This window comes from Bradyrhizobium monzae (genome assembly GCF_021458635.1).
Taxonomy (GTDB): Bacteria; Pseudomonadota; Alphaproteobacteria; order Rhizobiales; family Xanthobacteraceae; genus Bradyrhizobium.
The window spans coordinates 576,649-594,837 of the sequence record NZ_JAIRDQ010000002.1 but is presented as its reverse complement, the minus strand read 5'-3'; the positions used below and the strand labels follow the sequence as shown (position 1 = coordinate 594,837).

Below are 18,189 nucleotides of genomic sequence, written 5' to 3'. Positions count from 1 at the left end.
GACGGGGTGTTCCGCGACGGGGAAACGGGCCTTCGCAAGAACGGTTCGTGGGCCTCTTCGCTTCCCGCTGATACTTCTGGAAGAGGCGATGACCGTCACACTGCACGTCTGCATCACCTGCCGCGCCGGCGAGACGCTCGGCGAAGGCGAGGTCACGCCCGGCAAGCGCCTGCATGGTGCGATCCTCGAGGCCGGCGTGCCCGATGGCGTCAATGTGGTTCCCGTGGAATGCCTGTCTGCATGCAGCCAGGGCTGCTCGGTCGCGCTCAGTGCGCCCGGCCGCTGGTCGTATGTCTATGGCCGACTGTCGGATGCCAATGCACGGGACGTGGTCGCGGGCGCTGCTGCCTATGCCGCTGCGCCTGATGGCCTGGTGCCGTGGCGCAGCCGGCCGGAGATCTTCCGCAAGCAGTCGCTTGCCCGCATTCCTCCCCTTACCATTGTGTCAGAGGCCGCCGAATGAACACGCTCGCAAAAGTCCCTGTGACCGTGGTCACCGGTTTTCTCGGCTCCGGCAAGACGACGCTGATCCAGCACCTGCTCGCCAATCCCAACGGCAAGAAGCTCGCGGTGCTCGTCAACGAGTTCGGCAGCGAGGGCGTCGACGGCGAGATTTTGAAGTCCTGCGCCGATGCCAACTGCCCGGAGGAGAACATCGTCGAGCTCGCCAATGGCTGCATCTGCTGCACCGTCGCCGATGATTTCATTCCGACCATGGAAAAGCTGCTGGCGCGGCCGGTGAGGCCCGATCACATCCTGATCGAGACCTCGGGGCTCGCTCTGCCAAAGCCATTGTTGAAAGCCTTCGACTGGCCGGAGATCCGCTCGCGCATCACCGTCGACGGCGTGATTGCGCTCGCCGATGCCGAGGCCGTCGCGGCTGGCCGCTTTGCGCCGGATCCGGATGCGGTCGAAGCGCAGCGCGCGGCGGACGAAAATCTCGATCACGAGACGCCGCTATCGGAAGTGTTCGAGGACCAGATCGCCTGCGCGGACATCGTGCTGCTGACCAAGGCCGATCTGGCTGGTAGCGCCGGCATCGAGGCCGCCAAGGCGTTGATTGCCGCCGAGATGCCGCGTCGCGTGCCGATGCTGCCCATCACCGACGGCGCGATCGACGCGCGCGTCATCCTTGGCCTCGGCGCCGCCGCCGAGAACGATCTCGCCGCGCGTCCCTCGCATCATGACGGCGAGGAAGAGCACGAGCACGACGACTTTGCCTCCGTCGTGATTGATCTTCCTGAAGTGACCGACGTCGATGCACTGGTTGCCTCGGTCCAGAAGCTCGCGCGCGAGCAGAACGTGCTGCGCACCAAGGGCTACATCGCGGTCGCGGGCAAGCCGATGCGTCTGTTGCTGCAAGCGGTCGGCGAGCGCGTGCGCCACCAATTCGACAAGCCCTGGGGCGCGGGCAACCGGCAATCGAAACTAGTCGTGATCGGCGAGCACGGCGATATCGACGAGGCCGCGATCAAGGCGGGATTGGGAGTCTGATGCACGTCGTCTTCCGCGAGAGCCGCGGTCTCGAGGAGACCGCGACACCAAGGGACATCGGCCAGGACCCGGCCGATCTCGTGGTGCTCTCGTACTCGGATTCCGATCTCGCGGCGTTTGCGGCCGGCTGGCGCCGCGGCCGCAACAGCCTGCCGTCGCTGCGGCTGGCGAATCTCGCCGAGCTCCGTCATCCACTCTCGGTCGATACCTATATCGAGCGCACGCTGTCGCAGGCGCGCGGCATCCTGGTGCGGCTGATCGGCGGCGAGTCCTATTGGCCGTACGGGCTGTCGGCGCTGCAGCAGCTGGCAAAGGATCGCAACATCGTGCTCGCCGTGCTGCCAGCCGATGGCCGCGACGACACGCGGCTCGATGCGTATTCCACCTTGCCGGTCTCGACGCTGCGCCGGCTGAAAGTGCTCTGCGACACCGGTGGTCCTGTCGCAGCGCAAGCCGCGATCGCGCAGCTCGCACTGGCATCTGGCCTTTACGCCGGGCCCGTCGTCGGCGAGATGACCGTTCCCGAGATGGGTTTTTACGATCCGGCACGCGGTGTGATTGCTGAGCCCGTGGCGAGCGACGGGAAGCCGCGCGCGCTGGTGGCGTTCTATCGCTCCTATCTCGCCGCCGCCGACACGGGGCCGATCGATGCGTTGATCGCGGCTCTGTGCGAGAAGGGCTTTGACGCTCATGGCGTGTTCGTCACGTCGCTCAAGGCCGTAGGCGTCTCTGATTGGCTGAGGACGTATTTCGCGACGAATCCTCCGGCCGCGATCGTCAATGCGACGGCGTTCTCGGCCGTAGGCGACGACGGCACGACGCCGTTCGATGCTGCGTCGTGTCCGGTGTTCCAGGTCGCGCTCTCATCGGCGCGGCGCGAGGATTGGGCGGAGTCGCTGCGGGGCCTGTCGCCCGGCGATCTCGCGATGCATGTGGTGCTGCCCGAAGTCGACGGGCGCCTGTTCGCGGGCGTGGTGAGTTTCAAATCGGCCGCGGAACGTGACCCAGATCTGCAGTTTTCGCATCTGGCTCACAGGCCGGATGAGGGGCGCGTGGAGGCCGTCGCCGCGCGCGTTACAGCCTGGCGCCGGCTCGCGGAGGCACCGGCTGTTGAGAAACGGCTGGCGATCGTTCTCTCGAACTATCCCGGCCGTCCGCACCAGATCGCGCATGCCGTCGGTCTCGACGCGCTCGCATCGGTCGAAGCGTTGGTGTCCGATCTCACTGAAGTCGGCTTCGATGTTGCGCCCGTTGAAGGGCTGGGCGAGACACTGCCTAAGCAACAATTGGCCTGGAGCGTTGCCGATTACCGCGCGGCGCTCGCGCGTCTTCCGCAAAGTCTGCAGGATGATCTCGCCCAAGCCTGGGGTGCGCCGGAGAACGATCCGAGCTGCCGCAATGGTGCGTTTCACTTCGCTGCGGTCCAGTGCGGCAATTCGGTCATCGCGGTCCAGCCCGAGCGCGGCGATGCGACCATGCGCGCTTCCGACTATCACGATCTCGCCCGCACGCCGCGCCATGCCTATGTCGCGTTCTATCTCTGGCTTCGTGGGCAGGGGATTGATGCCGTCGTGCATATGGGCGCGCATGGCACGCTGGAATGGCTGCCTGGAAAATCCGTGGCGCTGTCCTCGTCCTGCTGGCCGGAAGCCCTGATCGGCGATCTGCCCGTCATCTATCCCTTCATCGTCAACGATCCCGGCGAGGCCGCGCAGGCCAAGCGCCGCATCGGCGCCGTCACCATCGGCCATCTGCCGCCGCCGCTCGAACAATCCGCGGTGCCGGAAGGGCTGCGCCGGCTCGAGCGTCTGCTCGACGAATATTCGACCGCCGACGGTCTCGATCCCGCCCGCCGCCAGCGCCTGATCGCCGCGATCCGCGATGAGGCGCGCGCCGCAGGCCTCGAAGACGATCTCGGTCTCGATGCATCGGCTGCGCCGGCCGAAGCCATTCCGCGGATCGATCGCTTCGTCTGCGATCTCAAGGAAAGCCAATTCGGCGATGGCCTGCACGTGTTCGGTCGCGGCGCCTGTGGCGAGGCGGAACGGGATGCGTTGCGTACCGCGCTTTCGGGCCAGCGCGTCGCGCCGGGCCCGTCGGGCTCGCCCTATCGCGGACGCGGCGATGTTCTGCCGACGGGACGCAATCTCTTCGCCGTCGATCCCCGCGCCGTGCCGACGCCGTCGGCGCATGCGCACGGCATAAAACTCGCCGAAGAGCTGCTGCGTCGTCATCTTCAGGATCACGGCGATTGGCCGAAAGGCCTCGTCGTCGATCTCTGGGGCTCGGCGACGATGCGCACCGCGGGCGAAGAGTTCGCGATGGCGCTGCATCTGGCCGGCCTCGCGCCGCGCTGGGATCACGCCTCCGGCCGTGTCACCGGCTACGACATCGTCGCGCCGGCCGAGCTCGGTCGTCCCCGCATCGACGTGACGCTGCGGGTGTCAGGCCTGTTCCGCGATGTCTTCGCGGGCCTTGCGCAATTGTTCGAGGCCGCCACTGAAGCGCTGGCATCGCGCGAGGAAGGCGAGGAGAATCCGTATCGCCATCGCACCTCTCGCGTGTTCGCGCCGCGTCCCGGCCAATACGGCGTTGGTCTCTCGGCGATCCCCGATGCCTTCACGCCGGAGACACGGGATGCGGCCGGCGAGGCCTGGCTGTCGGCATCGTCCTGGGCGTTCTCCGCCGATGGCGAGATCAAGCCCGACCGCGCGGGCATCGAACAACGGCTCGCATCGGCCGACGCTTTCGTCCATCCCCAGGATCTGCCGGAATCCGATCTGCTGCTCGCCGCCGACTATGCTGCGCATGAGGCCGGCATCGCGGCAGCTGCAGCGCATCTCGGTGCTACCGGACTATCGCTCTATCACCTCGACACGACACGGCCCGAGCAGCCGCAGGCGCGTACGCTGACGGAGGAGATCTCGCGCGTCGTCCGCGCCCGCGCCGCCAACCCGGCCTGGATCGCCGGCATGATGCGCCACGGTTTTCGCGGCGCCGCCGAGATATCAGCGACGCTGGAACACATGGCCGCCTTCGCTCATCTCGCCGGCGCCGTGCCGCCGCATCTGTTCGATCTCTACTACGATGCAACGCTCGGCGACGCCGATGTCCGTGCCTTCATGGCGCGCGAAAATCCGGCAGCGCTCGCTGCGATGGAAGTGTGCTTCACGCGCCTGCACGAGGCCTCGCTCTGGCGGACGCGCCGCAATTCGATTGCGGCTGCGCTGAAGGAGGCGTCATGAGCGCGGCTCCGGTGAAGGGCTGGTGTCCCGGCGCGCTGCGGCCGATGCAATCGGGCGACGGGCTCGTGGTCCGCGTGCGCCCGTTCGGCGGCCGGCTCGATGCGGCACAGGCTGCCGGGCTTGCACACCTCGCCGAGCGCCATGGCAATGGTCTGATCGACGTGACGAGCCGCGCCAATCTCCAGATCAGGGGCGTCAGCGAGAGCACCCACCGGCTGCTGCTTGACGGGCTTGCGCAACTGACCCTGCTGGACCCCGACGCCGACACCGAAGCCCGGCGCAACATCCTGGTCACGCCATTCTGGCGCGATGGCGACGAGACCCAGGCGCTTACGGCCGAGCTCGAAGAGGCGCTCGCGGACAGTGCGTTGGAGCTGCCCACGAAATTCGGCTTCGCCATCGATGACGGCAAGTCACGCGTGCTCGCCGGCAATTCCGCCGACGTGCGGATCGAGCGTGATGCCGCCGGCGGTCTCCTGGTGCGCGCGGATGGCGCCAGGTTCGGCCGTGGCGTCGCGCGCGGCGAAGCCGTAACCACCGCACTTGCTGTCGCACGCTGGTTCGTCGCATCCGGCGTCAGGGATGGTCGAGGGCGGATGGCAACGCATCTTGCGGCCGGTGCAAAAATGCCAGAGCCGCTGCGCGGCGAGGCTGAGCCGGCGCCCATCTTGGCAGCAGTGCGTCCCGGCCTCTATCCGCAGGGAGCCATGGTCGGCGTCGCCTTCGGGCAGATGCCGCATGCGACGCTCAAACAGCTTTCCGGTTGCGGGCGTGCGTTGCGGATGACGCCATGGCGCATGGTCTTGAGCGAGGGCAAGCGGACGATGCCGACCGCTTCCGGCCTGATCACCGAGGCCTATGACCCGGCGCTGCGCGTCATCGCCTGTAGCGGCGCGCCGCGCTGCCGCGAGGCCCATGCCGACACCCGCGCGCTTGCCGCGGCGCTTGCGCCGAACATTGGCGCGGCTTCCCGGCTTCACGTCTCGGGCTGCGCCAAGGGCTGTGCCCATTCCGGCGTTGCCGCGATCACGCTGATTGCAACGGGCGCAGGATTCGATCTCGTGCGCGGCGGCTCGACCCGCGACGAGCCCATCCTGCGCGGGCTCGACCGCGATGATATCGTGCGCGATCCCTCCATCCTGATGGGAGGGCACTGATGCCGAACATCTACGAGACCGATGGTGCTGCGATCTACCGGCAATCCTTCGCGACCATCAGGGCCGAGGCGGATCTGGCGCGCTTCACGCCGGATGAAGAGCAGGTCGTGGTGCGGATGATCCACGCCGCCGGCATGGTGGGCCTCGAGGCACATGTCCGCTTCACGCCCGGCATGGCGACCGCCGCGCGCGCGGCGTTGCAGAAGGGCGCGCCGATCCTGTGCGATGCGCGGATGGTCTCGGAGGGAATTACGCGCGCGCGATTGCCTGCGGCCAACGCCGTGATCTGCACGCTCGGCGACGAGGCCGTTCCCGCGCTGGCGCAGTCCATGCGCAACACGCGTTCAGCCGCAGCGCTGGAGCTGTGGCGGCCGCATCTCGACGGCGCCATCGTCGCGATCGGCAATGCGCCGACGGCGCTGTTTCATCTCCTCAACATGCTGGAGGACCGAAACTGCCCACGGCCTGCGGCGATCATCGGCTGCCCGGTCGGCTTCGTCGGTGCGGCCGAATCCAAGGCGGCGCTGATGGCCGGTCCGCCTGTGCCGGCGCTGACGGTCCAAGGCCGGCTCGGCGGCTCCGCCATCACGGTCGCCGCCGTGAACGCGCTCGCAAGCCGGAGCGAATAGAGATGGGACGCATCATCTGCTGCGGTCTCGGCCCCGGCAACCCCGACATGATGAGCGTACGCGCCGATCGTACCGTGCGCGGCGCAAAGCACGTCGCCTATTTCCGCAAGAAGGGCCGGCCCGGCCAGGCGCGGCGCATCGTCGAGGGCATGCTCGGAAGCGACGTCACCGAATATCCCATGGAGTATCCGGTAACGACCGAGATCGCTTTCGACAGTCCGGCCTATGTCCAGCTGCTGGCCGGATTCTACGACGAATGGGCCGAGCGCCTGGCGCGGCTGGCGCGCGCGGTCGATGTCGTCGTGCTGTGTGAAGGCGATCCCTATTTCTACGGCTCCTTCATGCATCTGCACACGCGCCTGCAGCGCCGCGTCGAGATCGAGGTGATCGCCGGCATTCCCGGCATGGTCGGCTGCTGGAACGGTGTCGGTCAGCCGATCGCGCTCGGCGACGACGTGACGACAGTGCTGATGGGCACGCTGGCAGAAGCCGAGCTCGAACGCCGCATGCGCGATTCCGATGCACTCGTCATCATGAAGACCGGCCGCAATCTCGCAAAGGTGCGCCGCGCGCTCGCGTCCGCCGGCCGGCTCGACGATGCCTGGCTGGTCGAGCGCGGCACCATGCCGGGCGAGCGCGTCGTGCGGCTCGCCGAGACCGACGCCGCCGACTGTCCTTACTTTGCGATAGTGCTGGTGCACGGCAAGGGCCGGCTTCCGGACGCCGCTGAATGAAAGGTACGTTGACCATCGCGGGCCTGGGCCCGGGCAGTGACGCGCTGGTGACGCCGGAGGTTTCCGTCGCGCTCGCCGCCGCGACCGATATTCTGGGCTATGCGCCCTACGTCGCGCGCGTCGCTCCGCGTGCCGGTCTCACCTTGCATCCGTCCGACAACCGCGAAGAGCTTCAGCGTGCGAGTGAGGCCCTGCGGCTTGCCGCCGAAGGCGGACAGGTCGTCGTCGTCTCCTCCGGCGACCCCGGGGTGTTTGCGATGGCCTCGGCCGTATTCGAAGCGCTCGAGCAGGCGCCGCACTATCAGGTGCTGCCGATCCGGGTGCTGCCGGGTATCACCGCGATGCTGGCTGCCGCCGCGCGCGCGGGGGCGCCGCTCGGCCACGATTTCTGCGCGATCAATCTTTCCGACAATCTTAAGCCCTGGACGGTCATCGAGAAGCGACTGCGGCTTGCCGCGGAAGCCGATTTTTCGATTGCGCTATACAATCCGCGCTCGGCGAGCCGGCCGGAGGGATTTGGCCGCGCGCTCGCGGTGTTGAAGGAAGCCGGCTGCGGTGAGCGCCTCGTGATCTTCGCGCGCGCGATCAGTGCGCCTGACGAGAAAATCGTGACCGTGACGTTGAACGACGCGACGCCCGAGATGGCCGACATGCGCACGCTCGTGATCGTCGGAAATTCTCAGACGCGCCGCGTCGGCCGCTGGGTCTATGCGCCGAGGCAGGTCCGATGACCGAGCCACTGCATCACGTCAGCGACGCTCTCCACCCGCGGCCGTTCGGGCAGTCGTGGTCGCGAGATCATGATCACGGGCAAGCCGAGCATGCGGGCGGCATCGATCTTGGCGCGCGCACCGTCGCCGCCGGAATTGCGCGCCACGATCCACGCGATACCCCGATTGCGCAGCATCTCGAGCTCGCCATCAAGGACGAACGGTCCGCGCGATACGATCACATCGGCAGCGAAGGGCAGGGGCGCATCGGGCGGATCGACGAAGCGCAACGTATATGCGTGCTGCGACCGCGCAGCGAACGGCGCGATGTGCTGGCGGCCGATGGCGAGGAACGCGCGCGTGGGCGCTTCGGGCAGCGCGGCAACCGCAGCGGCGACGTCACCGACTTCAATCCAGCTGTCGTCGGGCGCTCTCGCCCAGGGGGCGCGTTCGAGCGCGATCAGGGGCTTGCCCGTTTGCGCGCACGCTTCGACGGCATTTCGGCTCATCTCGGCGGCGAAAGGATGCGTTGCGTCGATCACATGCGTGATGGCTTCGCGCTTGATGTAATCGGCAAGCCCGCCTACGCCGCCGAAGCCGCCGACGCGGGTCGGCAGCGGCTGATCGGCAGGCGCACGGGTGCGGCCGCCGTAGGAATACACGGCATCGATGCCCGCGCGTGCAATCTCCGCGGCGAGCAGGCTCGCATCGGCAATTCCGCCCAGAATAAGGGCGCGCATCATGGCTGATCCCTGGCTGACCATCATCGGTATCGGCGAAGATGGCCTTGCCGGGCTGTCCGATGCAAGTCGAAAGGCGCTAGCCAACGCGGAAACTGTCTTTGGGGGCGAACGTCATCTTGCGCTTGCGGATGTGGGACGTCGCGGCCGCGCGTGGCCGGTGCCGTTTGATGCAGAGATCGTGCTGAGCCGCCGTGGCGAACCAACGGTCGTGCTCGCCTCCGGCGATCCGTTCTGGTACGGCGCCGGCGCAAGTCTTGCCGAAAGGCTCGGGAGCGACGAGTGGATTACGCATTCGGCGCCGTCGACCTTCTCGCTCGCCGCAGCGCGTCTGGGCTGGCGCCTCGAGTCTGTGACGTGCCTTGGCCTTCATGCTGCGCCGTTCGAGCGCCTTGTGCCGCACCTTGCGCGACATGCGCGCATCATTTGTTTGGTGCGCGACGCGAAGGCGGTCGGCGATCTCGCAAAATGGCTGACGGAACGCGGATGGGGTGCTTCGCTCTTATGGACTCTCGCCGCGCTCGGCGGCCCCCGCGAATATATCGACCAGCATCGCGCTGATGTTTTTGCGGAGGATACTCCCGGAAATCTGGTCTCGGTGGCGGTGCTGGCGATGGGGGCGCCGGGCATTCCGCGCAGCTCGGGACTATCAGACGATCTCTTCATTCATGACGGTCAGATCACCAAGCGGCCGGTGCGCGCACTCGCGCTTTCGGCGCTAGCGCCGCGTCCGGGCGAACGGCTGTGGGACATTGGCGCCGGTTCGGGCTCGATCTCGGTCGAGTGGGCGCTGTGCAGGGGCACGGCGATCGCTATCGAGGTGCGCGAAAATCGCGCCGCCAACATTCGCAGCAATGCTGCCACGTTCGGACTGGCGCATCGGATCACCGTCATCGCGGGAAGCGCGCCGGAAGCCCTTGCTGCGCTGGAAGCTCCAGATGCCGTCTTCTTCGGCGGAGGTCTCGACATCGCAATGTTTGATGCCGTCTGGTCACGGCTCTCGCCAGGCACGCGGCTCGTCGCGCATTCGGTCACGCTCGAAACGGAGGCGCTGCTCGGCGAGCTGCACCAGCGCCATGGCGGCGAGTTGATGCGGGTCGAGATTGCGCATGCTGCCCCGCTCGGCCGCTATCGGTCGTGGGAGGCGTCGCGCCCTGTGGTGCAATGGAGCGCGGCGAGATGAAGGTCGCCGGGCTCGGATTCAAAAAGGATGTCACGCTTGCCTCGTTGCGCGAAGCGCTGCTGGCGGCTGGCGGTTCCGACGGTCTCGCGGCGGTGGCGACCATCAGCGACAAGGCCGACGCGGAGCCGCTGAAGCAGCTCGCACGGGAATGCGGCGTGCCGATCAGGGCTGTCCCGACCGAGATGCTAGCCGGTATCGCGACGCCGACGCAGTCGCAGCTGATCACCGAGAAGTTCGGCACGGGATCGGTGGCTGAAGCGGCAGCGCTCGCAGCCGCCGGCCCTCGCGCACGGCTCATCGCGACGCGCGCGGTCTCGCGGGACCGGACCGCGACCGCGGCGATCGCGGAAGGAGACGGTCCATGACGGTGCATTTCATCGGCGCCGGGCCGGGCGCCCCCGATCTTCTCACTTTGCGCGGGCGTGATTTGATCGCGGCCTGTCCGGTCTGCCTATACGCCGGCTCACTGGTACCCGAGGGCGTGCTGGCGCATTGCCCGAGCGGTGCGCGTATCGTCAATACGGCGCCGCTGTCGCTCGACGAGATCATCACGGAGATCACCGCGGCGCATGCGGATGGCAAGGACATCGCGCGGCTGCATTCCGGCGACCTCTCGATCTGGTCGGCGATGGGCGAGCAGCTTCGCCGCCTGCGCGCGCTTGGCATTCCCTTCACGGTGACGCCGGGCGTGCCGTCCTTCTCGGCGGCCGCAGCAGCCCTCGAGGCCGAGCTGACCTTGCCGGGTCTTGCCCAGTCGGTGGTGCTGACGCGTACGCCGGGCCGCGCCAGCGCGATGCCCGAGGGCGAGAAGCTGGCTGCGTTCGCCGCGACGGGCGCGGTGCTCGCCGTTCATCTGTCGATCCATCTGCTCGGCAAGGTCGTCGCCGAGCTGACACCGCATTACGGCGCGGATTGCCCGGTCGCCATCGTCTGGCGCGCGAGTTGGCCGGATCAGCGTATTGTTCGCGCCACGCTGGCAACGCTCGATGCAGCCGTTGGCGCCGAGATGGAGCGCACCGCGCTGATCCTGGTCGGCAAGACGCTGGGCGCCGCGGATTTCGATGAGAGCCGGCTTTACGCGGCCGACTACGACCGCCGCTACCGGCCTGTGGGGGCCGAGCCCCGTTTTCCGGAGGCATCGTGATGCCGGCCGGCCTCGTCATCTCCGCGCCGGCCTCCGGCGTCGGCAAGACCACGCTGACGCTGGCGCTCGCGCGCGCCTGGCGCCATCGCGGATTGCGCGTGCAGTGTTTCAAGAGCGGCCCCGACTACATCGATCCCGCCTTCCATGCCGCCGCCACAGGCCGCGCCTCAGTGAACGTCGATAGCTGGGCGATGGACCGCGCCATGATCGAACATCTCGTCAGCCGGGGCACTGATGCCGACATCGTGCTTGCTGAGGGCTCGATGGGCCTGTTCGACGGCGTTGCCGCGCGCGGCGTCTCCGGCACCGGCGCCACCGCTGACATCGCGGAGATGCTGGGATGGCCGGTGGTGCTGGTGATCGACCCCTCCGGACAGGCGCAGACGGCGGCGGCGATTGCCGCGGGTCTTCGCGACTACCGCCCCGGCGTGCGCCTTGCCGGCGTGGTGCTCAATCGCGTCGCCAGCCCGCGTCATGAAGACCTCGTACGGCGCGCGCTCAATGATTCCGGCATCGCCGTGTTCGGCGCGCTGCCGCGTCATGCCGAGATCAGCCTGCCCAAGCGGCATCTCGGCCTGGTGCAGGCCGAGGAGCAGGCCGAGATCGGACAACTGATCGACGAGGCCGCGCGCTTTGTCTCAGGGCGTGTCGACCTCGATGCAGTGCTGCGATCCGCGGCCGCGTGGCCTGCGCAAACAGTGGCGAACGGCCTGAACGTGACGCCGCCGGGGCAACGCATTGCACTCGCCCGCGATGCCGCGTTCTCCTTCGTCTATCCGCATATGCTGGAAGCCTGGCGTGCGGCGGGCGCCGAGATCTCGACGTTCTCGCCGCTTGCGGATGAAGCGCCCGACGCGAACGCCGACGTGTGCTGGTTGCCCGGCGGCTACCCGGAGCTTCATGCCGGCAAGATCGCCGCCAATAAGCGCTTCCGCAGCGGCCTGCGCGCCTTCGCCGAGACACGACCCGTGCACGGCGAATGCGGGGGGTATATGGTGCTGGGAACTGCTTTGACCGATGCCGACGGTATCAGTCATGAGATGACGGGCCTGCTCGGACTGGAGACGAGCTTTGCCAAGCGCCGCATGCATCTGGGCTATCGTCTCGCCGCGCTCGCTGCTCCCATGCCGGGCCATCGAATTGGTGCGCGCCTGCGCGGGCATGAATTCCACTATTCGACGATCGTCGTCCAGCCTGATACGCCGCTGGCGGTCGTGCACGACGCAACGGGTGCGATCATCGCCGAAACCGGCTCGCGGCGCGGCCACGCGACCGGCACGTTCTTCCATCTGATCGCGGAGGACAGGTGAGCGGCTTCGTCTCCTTCATCTCCGCCGGGCCCGGCGATCCTGAATTGCTCACGCTCAAGGGCGCCGCGCGGCTGCGCGAGGCCGACGTCGTGCTCTATGACGATCTCGCCTCCGGCGCGATCCTCGACCTCGCGCGTCCGGGCGCCAATCTCGTCGCGGTCGGAAAACGGGCAGGGCGCCCATCGACGAAACAACACCACGTCAACCGCCTGCTGGTCGACTACGCTGCCACGGGCGTGCGCGTGGTCCGGCTGAAGTCGGGCGATGCCGGCATTTTTGGCCGGCTCGAGGAAGAGCTGGAGACGCTGCGCGAGGCCGGTATCGGCTACGAGATCATTCCGGGCGTCACCTCGGCCTGCGTCGCTGCGGCGCGAGCCGGCATTCCCCTGACGCGCCGACATACCTCGCGCCGGGTGCAGTTCGTGACCGGGGCCGATGTCACCGGTGAGCTGCCGCAGAATTTGAACTGGGCGGCGCTGGCCGATCCTGATGCGACGACCGTGGTCTATATGGGACGGCGTACTTTTCCGGCGCTGGTCGCGAAACTGGTCGAGCACGGCCTCTCACCGAGCACGCCGGCGCTGTTCGCCGAGTCCCTCGGCCGTCCCGACGAGCGGCTGGTGCGCACCACCATTGCCGAGCTTGCCGAGCAGCTCGCGCGCGGCGGTGCGGCCTCCACTGCGGCCGTAATCATGTTCGGCGCGCTGGCGGAGGGCGGATCGTCATGATGACGCTCTCTCTGATCGGCATCGGCTGCGGCGATCCCGGGCAGCTCACCCGCGCTGCGATTGGCGCCATAAACGCCGCCGATCTCGTCCTGATCCCGCGCAAGGGGACAGCAAAATCCGATCTTGCCGATCTCAGGCGTACGATCTGCGCGGATGTGCTCACCAGCGACACCACGCGCATTGCCGAGTTCGATCTTCCCGTGCGCGACGCGGGCGAGACCGATTACCGCAAGGGCGTGGACGATTGGCACGACGCCGTCGCCGCGACCTGGTCGCAGGCCATCGCTGATCATCTCGGCGGTGACGGTAAGGTCGCGCTGCTGATCTGGGGCGATCCCTCGCTGTACGATTCCTCGCTGCGCATCGCGCGGCGGCTCAACCCCTTGCCCGACATCGAGGTCGTGCCCGGCATCACCTCGATCCAGGCGCTGTGCGCGGCGCATGCGCTGCCGCTCAACGATATCGGCGAGCCGTTTCTGGTGACGACGGGACGCCGCCTGCGCGAAGGCGGCTGGCCGGTGGGCGTCGATACGATCGTTGTGATGCTCGACGGCGGCACCGCGTTCCAGTCGCTCGACCCGGAAGGCCTTCACATCTGGTGGGGCGCCTATCTCGGCATGGCCGATCAGGTCATCATGTCCGGCCGGCTTGCCGAGGTGGGAGCGCGCATCGTCGCATCGCGGCAGGCCGCGCGCGAGCGGCACGGCTGGATCATGGACAGTTACATTCTCAAGCGCAGGCCATAAGCGAGGCAGCATGCTCCCTGATTGGGTCACCCAGAAATGCCCCGAGATATCTGCCGCCCATCGGGAGGCCGCGATCGCGCGGCAGGCGCAACTGACCAAACCGACCGGCGCGCTCGGCCGGCTCGAGCAGCTCGCGATCGAGCTTGCCGGCTTGCAGGCGACTGAACGCCCTCGCGCCGCGCGCGTGCCGATCATCATCTTCGCTGGTGATCACGGCATCGTGGCCCAAGGCGTGTCGGCCTATCCGCAAGCGGTGACCATCGCGATGATGGCGAATTTTGCCGCGGGCGGCGCCGCGATCTCGGTGCTGGCGCGCGATCTCGGCTCGACCCTCGAGGTCGTCGATGCCGGCACACTGGCGGAGACGGCGATTCCGGGCATCGTCACGGACAAACCGCGCCTTGGCACAAGTGATTTCAGCGTCGAGGCTGCGCTGACGCCGGCGGAGCTGGCATTCGCCTTCAAGGCTGGCCAGCGCGCAGTGGCGCGGGCGAAGGCCCATCAGCCCGATCTGCTGATCTTCGGCGAGATGGGCATCGGCAACACCACGGCCTCGGCGGCGATCGCTGCGAGCCTGCTTGGCATCAGCGCCGGGGAAATCGCGGGGACGGGGACCGGTGTCGATGCGGCAGGCCGTGCGCACAAGGCGCGCGTGATCGATGCGGCGATTGCGCGTCATGCCGTTGCGGGTGCAAAGCCCGAAAAGATCCTGTGCGCCGTGGGCGGCCTCGAGATCGCGGCCATCTCCGGCGCGATCATCGCGGCCGCGCAGGCGCGCATTCCCGTGCTGATCGACGGTTTCATCGTCTCGGTTGCCGCGCTCGCGGCCGTGCGGCTGAACCCGTCGTGCCAACCGTTCCAGCTCGCCTCGCATCAATCGGCGGAGCAGGGGCACCGGCTGGTGCTGCGCGCGCTGAACGTGCAGCCGCTGATCAGCCTCGATCTCAGGCTTGGCGAGGGATCGGGCGCCGCGATCGCGCTGCCGCTGGTGCGATCGGCCTGCAGCCTTCACAACGACATGGCGACGTTCGCGCAGGCCAATGTGCCGGATCGGCCGTCCTAGTCCGTGCGCTGATTGACGGAGATGACGCGCCAGCCGGTTGCGAGCCGGTCGATCCGGGTGAGCGACAGCGGATCGATCACGAAGCGCAAGGCGGCTTCTGGCGTCAGGTCGAGCGCGATGCAGAGCACGGCGCGGATGGTGCCGGAATGCACCACGAACGTTGCGTGACCTGCGCCGATCCGCACTAGTCCCAGTCGCACGCGCGCGACCTGATCCTCGAAGCTTTCGCCGCCTGGCGGCCGTCCGTGCGCCGGATCGCTCCAGAATTGCGCATAGGCCTGGCCTCCGCTCGCCGCGAGCTCGTCGTGCCGCCGGCCGGTCCAGTCGCCAAAATCCTGCTCGCCGAATTCGGGCAGCAACGCCGGCGCGAGCCCCAGCGCCCGCGCCGTCTCGACCGTACGCCGCGCCGGGCTGGCATAGCTCACCACATCCCGCGGCAGGCACCGTCGCAGCGCGTCCAGCTGCGCGCGATCACCGAGATCGGCCGGCGCGTCGGCGGCGTGGATCGTCCCTTTGACGCCGTCGACGGGGGCATGCCGTATCAGCCAGAGGAAGGTCTCGCCTTCCATGCAGATCTCCCAAGGAAGTTGGCCGCTGTGGCATTATCGCCGCAACGGGCACATTGACTCTGTCTTCGCCGTAATCCTAGATGGCTTTGACGGTTTCCCCGAGAGGGGATGAAAAGGGAATGCGGTGCGGGGACATTGTCCCCAATGCCGTAGCTGCCCCCGCAACTGTAAGCGGTGAATCCTTCGTCAGAAGCCACTGGGTCCTCGGTCCCGGGAAGGCGACGAAGCGGTCACGACCCGCGAGCCAGGAGACCTGCCGTCAGCCGTGGTCACACGCGAAGATGTCGGTCGGGGAGTACAGACATTCGGCTTCATCGGAAGGCTGAAAGCCGGAAGATGGGACCTTGGTTCGCGGTGACGTGCCACTGACGTCACGCCGAGGTCCAAGACCGTGTCTTCTATCCGTATTGTACGGCCACGCCGCTTTTTGCTCGCGTCCGCCGCTCTCGCATCTTTTGCTGCTATCGACATGCCAGCCGTGTTGGCACAGCAGGCCCGCGAGCCGCTGCCTGCGGTGGAGGTCTCGCCGCCGCAATCCCGCAAGCGAGCCAAGCCGACCGGCCGGGACGCGGCAAGCGCACGCCGGACGGCAGCGCGCAGGCCGGCCGCAGCCGCGCCTAAGCCGCTCGTGCCAAATGCCATAGTGCAGACTCCGCTCAACAGCAACGCGGTCGCCGAGAGCGCCTCGCGCCTCGGCCTGACCGTGCGCGAGACGCCCGCGACCGTCGAGGTGATCTCCGCCGAGACCATCCGCGAGCAGGGCTACCGCACCGTCTCCGACGTCGCCCAGGGCGCGGTTGGCGTCACCGCCGGCGACAATCCGGCCGAGCCTTCGGCCTTCTCGATGCGCGGCTTCACCAACAGCCAGATCAACACACTCTACAACGGCATCAAGATCGGCCCGCAGAACATGACCTCGCGGGTCATGGACACGGCCAATCTCGAAGCGGTGGAAATCCTGAAAGGGCCGGCCTCGCTGATCTCGGGCGAGGGCGCCGCTGGCGGCGCGATCAACTTGGTCACCAAGCGGCCGCACACCGGGCCGATCCGGAACGAAGCGGACTTCTCCTGGGACTCGCTCAATTCGTTCCGCGCACATTACGGCTCGGGCGGCAGCACCAGTGTCGAGGGGCTCGACTACCGCTTCGACGTCAGCCGCTCCACGCTCAACGGCTTTGCCGACGACACCAGCACCAAAACGCTCGACGTCTCCGGCCAGCTCAATTACCGCATCTCCGACAGCCTCAAGGTCTGGGGCGCGATCGAGTATCTCGAGGACCGCTCCAAGGCCTATTGGGGCGCGCCATTGGTGCCGGTGGCCTTCAGCGGCTCGCATGCGACGACCGGGATCGTCTCCGGCAGCTACTTCAACAGGACTGATCTCGGGGCCGTCACGATCGACGATCGTACCTTCAACGCCAACTACAACGTCCTGGACAACAAGAACGTGGCCCAAGAGGTGTGGCTGCGCGGCGGATTCGAGCTGAAGCTGGCGCCCGACTTGACGCTAAAAAGTCAGGCCTATGGCTATGGTGCCGAGCGCACCTGGTTCAACAACGAGATCGAGGCGTTCGATTCCACGAATAACAAGGTCTATCGCGAGCGCTTCTATGTTGCGCACAGCCAGCGCCTCGTCGGCAACATCACCGATCTGGTCTGGGATGCCAACATCGCGGGCTTCGACAATCGCATGGTCACGACGCTGTCGTCGAGTTACCTCGACTTCGTCAGGCCGGGTGCCGCAAATTTTCCGAATGATTTCGTCCCGCTGGTCGATTTCGACCGTGGCTTCTACGGCACGCTCACGACCAAGCAGCAGACTGCTCGTATCGACAACGAGGCTCTGTCGTTCGAGGACCGGCTGAGGCTGACGCGGACGTTCGCGCTGATCGGTGGTCTGCGCGTCGAACATATCGGACTCGACCGCAATTCGACCGACGTCAGCGGTTTGGAGAACGAGGGTTTCCCCTTCTCGAACTCCTGGACGCCCGTCACCGGCCGCATCGGCTACACCTGGGAAGCCGTTCCCGGCCTGACCTTCTTCAGCCAGTACGCCACCGGCGCGGATATCTCGGCCAACAACATCTTCCTGCTTGCACCGACCCAGAACCTGGACCTGACGACCGCACGCACATATGAGACCGGCGTCAGGCATTTGTTGTGGGATAACAGGGCGGAGTGGTCGTTCTCGGCCTACGATATCGTGCGCAAGAACGTCTACGCGGCAGCCGGCGGCCAGACGCTCAACATCGCCGGGCGGCAGGAATCGAAGGGTGTCGAGCTTGCCGGATCGATCCGCCCGATCGAGCCTTTGCGTCTCTGGGGCAACATCGCCTATGTCGATGCGCGCTATGCCGACTACGACTTTGCCGGTGGCTCGTTCTCCGGCAACACACCGCCGAACGTGCCGCGCATTGTCGCCAATGCCGGTGCGTCCTGGCGCTTCTTCACGCTGTGGCCGGTAGAGGTCGGCATCACCGGCCGCCATGTCGGCGACCGCTACAACACCGACGCCAACACCGTAATCATGAATGCCTATACGGTCGGCGATGTCTACGCCTTCGTCGACATCCCCAAGACGGTGTTCAATGCGGTCAATCAGGCCCGCCTGACGTTTCGGGTGCGCAACTTCACCGACAAGCGCTACGCGATCTGGGGCGACCCGTTTTATCCCGACCAGGTCCTGCTGGGCGCGCCGCGGACCTACGAGATCTCGGCGGCGTTCAAATGGTAGGAC

17 protein-coding genes and 1 riboswitch are annotated in these 18,189 nt (G+C 67.1%); of the genes, 15 read left to right on the top strand and 2 right to left on the bottom strand.

Annotation, left to right across the window (positions count from 1 at the left end):
• The first annotated feature begins 88 nt into the window (after nucleotides 1–88).
• Genes K3F49_RS11930 through cobJ form a run of 7 tightly spaced genes read left to right on the top strand, consistent with a single transcriptional unit; the run spans nucleotide 89 to nucleotide 7,990 of the window.
• Nucleotides 89–463, top strand: a complete 375-nt coding sequence (locus K3F49_RS11930; RefSeq protein ID WP_234681111.1) for a DUF1636 family protein — start codon at nucleotides 89–91, stop codon at nucleotides 461–463.
• Nucleotides 460–1,494 carry a cobalamin biosynthesis protein CobW gene (cobW, locus tag K3F49_RS11925; RefSeq protein ID WP_234681110.1) on the top strand — a complete coding sequence of 345 codons (1,035 nt, stop codon included), beginning with the start codon at nucleotides 460–462 and terminating at the stop codon, nucleotides 1,492–1,494. The genes K3F49_RS11930 and cobW overlap by 4 nt, the downstream gene beginning before the upstream one ends.
• Nucleotides 1,494–4,739 carry a cobaltochelatase subunit CobN gene (gene cobN, locus K3F49_RS11920; RefSeq protein WP_234681109.1) on the top strand — a complete coding sequence of 1,082 codons (3,246 nt, stop codon included), beginning with the start codon at nucleotides 1,494–1,496 and terminating at the stop codon, nucleotides 4,737–4,739. Before cobW ends, cobN begins: the two co-directional genes overlap by 1 nt.
• The gene (cobG, locus tag K3F49_RS11915) at nucleotides 4,736–5,896 is read left to right on the top strand and encodes a precorrin-3B synthase (protein WP_234681108.1); all 1,161 of its coding nucleotides are present in this window, start codon (nucleotides 4,736–4,738) and stop codon (nucleotides 5,894–5,896) included. The genes cobN and cobG overlap by 4 nt, the downstream gene beginning before the upstream one ends.
• On the top strand, nucleotides 5,896–6,525 hold the full coding sequence (locus K3F49_RS11910) for a precorrin-8X methylmutase (protein WP_234681107.1): 630 nt from the start codon (nucleotides 5,896–5,898) through the stop codon (nucleotides 6,523–6,525). Before cobG ends, K3F49_RS11910 begins: the two co-directional genes overlap by 1 nt.
• 2 nt (nucleotides 6,526–6,527) lie before the next feature.
• Complete coding sequence (locus tag K3F49_RS11905) at nucleotides 6,528–7,259, top strand: precorrin-2 C(20)-methyltransferase (RefSeq protein ID WP_234681106.1); 732 nt, start codon at nucleotides 6,528–6,530, stop codon at nucleotides 7,257–7,259.
• Entirely contained in the window at nucleotides 7,256–7,990 is a 735-nt protein-coding gene (gene cobJ / locus K3F49_RS11900) for a precorrin-3B C(17)-methyltransferase (protein ID WP_234681105.1), read from the top strand. The genes K3F49_RS11905 and cobJ overlap by 4 nt, the downstream gene beginning before the upstream one ends.
• Here the strand turns inward: cobJ and K3F49_RS11895 are convergent.
• On the bottom strand, nucleotides 7,966–8,712 hold the full coding sequence (locus K3F49_RS11895) for a cobalt-precorrin-6A reductase (protein ID WP_234681104.1): 747 nt from the start codon (nucleotides 8,710–8,712) through the stop codon (nucleotides 7,966–7,968). The genes cobJ and K3F49_RS11895 overlap by 25 nt on opposite strands.
• Between K3F49_RS11895 and cbiE the strand changes: the two genes are divergently transcribed.
• The 7 genes from cbiE to cobT are packed head-to-tail and all read left to right on the top strand — an operon-like array spanning nucleotide 8,711 to nucleotide 14,883.
• Nucleotides 8,711–9,892, top strand: coding sequence for a precorrin-6y C5,15-methyltransferase (decarboxylating) subunit CbiE (gene cbiE / locus K3F49_RS11890; protein ID WP_234681103.1), 1,182 nt, complete (start codon nucleotides 8,711–8,713; stop codon nucleotides 9,890–9,892). The genes K3F49_RS11895 and cbiE overlap by 2 nt on opposite strands.
• On the top strand, nucleotides 9,889–10,257 hold the full coding sequence (locus K3F49_RS11885) for a cobalamin biosynthesis protein (protein ID WP_234681102.1): 369 nt from the start codon (nucleotides 9,889–9,891) through the stop codon (nucleotides 10,255–10,257). Before cbiE ends, K3F49_RS11885 begins: the two co-directional genes overlap by 4 nt.
• Nucleotides 10,254–11,036 carry a precorrin-4 C(11)-methyltransferase gene (gene cobM / locus K3F49_RS11880; RefSeq protein WP_234681101.1) on the top strand — a complete coding sequence of 261 codons (783 nt, stop codon included), beginning with the start codon at nucleotides 10,254–10,256 and terminating at the stop codon, nucleotides 11,034–11,036. The genes K3F49_RS11885 and cobM overlap by 4 nt, the downstream gene beginning before the upstream one ends.
• Complete coding sequence (locus tag K3F49_RS11875; RefSeq protein WP_234681100.1) at nucleotides 11,036–12,346, top strand: cobyrinate a,c-diamide synthase; 1,311 nt, start codon at nucleotides 11,036–11,038, stop codon at nucleotides 12,344–12,346. Before cobM ends, K3F49_RS11875 begins: the two co-directional genes overlap by 1 nt.
• Nucleotides 12,343–13,074 carry a uroporphyrinogen-III C-methyltransferase gene (gene cobA, locus K3F49_RS11870; RefSeq protein WP_234681099.1) on the top strand — a complete coding sequence of 244 codons (732 nt, stop codon included), beginning with the start codon at nucleotides 12,343–12,345 and terminating at the stop codon, nucleotides 13,072–13,074. Before K3F49_RS11875 ends, cobA begins: the two co-directional genes overlap by 4 nt.
• Nucleotides 13,071–13,820, top strand: coding sequence for a precorrin-6A synthase (deacetylating) (gene cobF / locus K3F49_RS11865; protein ID WP_234681098.1), 750 nt, complete (start codon nucleotides 13,071–13,073; stop codon nucleotides 13,818–13,820). The genes cobA and cobF overlap by 4 nt, the downstream gene beginning before the upstream one ends.
• A 10-nt stretch (nucleotides 13,821–13,830) precedes the next feature.
• A complete protein-coding gene (gene cobT, locus K3F49_RS11860; RefSeq protein WP_234681097.1) occupies nucleotides 13,831–14,883 on the top strand; it encodes a nicotinate-nucleotide--dimethylbenzimidazole phosphoribosyltransferase in 1,053 nt (350 codons plus the stop codon).
• On the opposite strand, the gene K3F49_RS11855 is transcribed toward cobT, so the two are convergent.
• The gene (locus K3F49_RS11855; protein ID WP_234681096.1) at nucleotides 14,880–15,452 is read right to left on the bottom strand and encodes a histidine phosphatase family protein; all 573 of its coding nucleotides are present in this window, start codon (nucleotides 15,450–15,452) and stop codon (nucleotides 14,880–14,882) included. The genes cobT and K3F49_RS11855 overlap by 4 nt on opposite strands.
• A gap of 73 nt (nucleotides 15,453–15,525) precedes the next feature.
• Nucleotides 15,526–15,727: riboswitch (cobalamin riboswitch) on the top strand.
• A 116-nt stretch (nucleotides 15,728–15,843) separates the two neighbouring features.
• On the opposite strand from K3F49_RS11855, the gene K3F49_RS11850 reads away from it, so the two are divergent.
• Nucleotides 15,844–18,186 carry a TonB-dependent receptor gene (locus K3F49_RS11850; protein WP_234681095.1) on the top strand — a complete coding sequence of 781 codons (2,343 nt, stop codon included), beginning with the start codon at nucleotides 15,844–15,846 and terminating at the stop codon, nucleotides 18,184–18,186.
• Nucleotides 18,187–18,189: the final 3 nt, after the last annotated feature.